The 1786-nt window shown below is 33.7% G+C and carries 1 protein-coding gene and 1 pseudogene; one reads left to right on the top strand and one right to left on the bottom strand.

The genetic code is table 11. The annotated features are described in order from the left end of the window. Positions 1–274, top strand: a pseudogene (locus RTW80_RS24685) (DNA cytosine methyltransferase); the annotation flags it as partial. A 12-nt stretch (positions 275–286) separates the two neighbouring features. Here the strand turns inward: RTW80_RS24685 and RTW80_RS24680 are convergent. After that, positions 287–1786 (bottom strand): Alw26I/Eco31I/Esp3I family type II restriction endonuclease (locus RTW80_RS24680; RefSeq protein WP_312720707.1); only part of this gene is annotated, 1500 nt, incomplete at its 5' end.

Genomic DNA, 1786 nt, shown 5'->3' with positions numbered 1-1786 from the left:
ACATTATGCAATCCCTCAGCGCCGAAAAAGGGTTATATTGGTTGGTTCAAACGACCCTTTATTTTCAATTGAACCTCCACAAAAATTAACAGAAGATAAGGAATCTTGGGTATCTGTAAAGGATGCATTATCTGATCTGCCTCCTTTGCAACATGGTGAAGATGGAAGTGGTAAATATTATATCCATCACCCCGAAAATGACTATCAATTATTCATGAGAGGTAATATTACTCCTTCAGAATATTATGAAAGGAATATAAAGCCCTCTTTATAAGAGGGCTATGTCTTACTCTATAAATTCTTCTGGGATTGAGCGAACATAACGATCATTTTCCCAATATGATTCCAGTTCTTTTCCTATTTCGCTCATCCCTGATATTAGATATTTTAATATCAAGTTGAATTTTTCTTTATTGTTTGTCACTATTTCTCGTAGATCTGTAATGATTGTTCGAAATTCATTTTTTGAATCTGAATTCTCAGATATTATTCCGGATATTTTTTCATCTAAGCAAGATGTAATTTCACTTAATGATTTTAAATTATCCATAGCTTCAGAGAAAAACTTCTCAGATAATTCATTTGATACAATAAATGCGTTCCGATTTTCTTTTCTATGATAATCATTCAATGAAGTAAATGCTATTCTGATTCGTCTTGTTTTTTGCACAGCAGCATATTTTGATTCACGTTTTATTTTTTTTAATGATTTATAATGAGTTAAATGATTTGAAATGCATAATCCCTCAAATATTGGGTTATAATTGGCTACCTCAAGATGTAAAAGACTTGCAAGGAAAGTATAATAACCTTCATCCATTATTTTTTTAAGAAGATTCATATATGTATGTCTATTATCACGTAGTATTTTACTTAGTCTTAAGGCTTTTTCACTATCATCTACAGAGTGTTTTAGTCGATTCCATACTTCTTCTGCGAACCATGAAATAACCGTATGACCTTCATTCTCAGCTTCTAATAAAGAGATTATATCACTTAAATACATACGATTGTTTTTGGCACTATTACATGATTTGCAAAGTAGTTGAAATTGTGGGCGATGGGAAAACCCTAGTGAGATTGGGCCAATGTGATCTGCTTGGCAAGGAGTTGGATGTAAACCACCATTTCCGGCATTCAAACATTCCTCGTTAATAAATATATTATTTGTTCTAACTTGGCCCATTAGCCTGTCTGCAGCTACCCAATCACCATCCACCCAATATTCGAAAACTCTTCTGTCAGTAACATAAGATTTAAGATTTTCTTTGGTCCTTCCTTTATCAGCAATAGAGCGACAACAGCGGTTAAATGAATGAAATCCATCAAAACGATCTGGAGGATTTGCCATGGCTCCAGGGCTAAGCATACGTGATTCTTGAGGTATGTATTGTTCTTTTAGATACTCAATCCATGCTTCGAGATTGCTTGAAATATCTGGAATCGTGATGGATTTTGTAGAAAATAAATGTGGTAAATCTAAATATATTCTTTCACCAAATCTATCATCTAAACGAGTCAACAAATCAACTATGTGTTCATTTTGAGATAGCTCAAAAGTCTCATCTATATAATTAAGTTTCCTAACCCGAGAAAAGAAATGCTCATTTGGGTAGGAGTAAGATAATTCCATTTCTTTACCGCATTTCTTGCATGGTTTAACTCCAAGTGGATGAATTAGTTTAGCTGTTTTACTAATCCATGCTTTTTCAGTGTCAGGGTCTATCCCAATACTTCTGGCTTTATTTTTCCACCATTCATAGCGCCGTTGATGAGTGTGTTTAAA

Source organism: Escherichia sp. AM3, from assembly GCF_032029835.1.
GTDB classification, from domain to species: Bacteria; Pseudomonadota; Gammaproteobacteria; order Enterobacterales; family Enterobacteriaceae; genus Escherichia; species Escherichia coli.
This window is presented reverse-complemented; position numbering and strand designations above follow the sequence as displayed.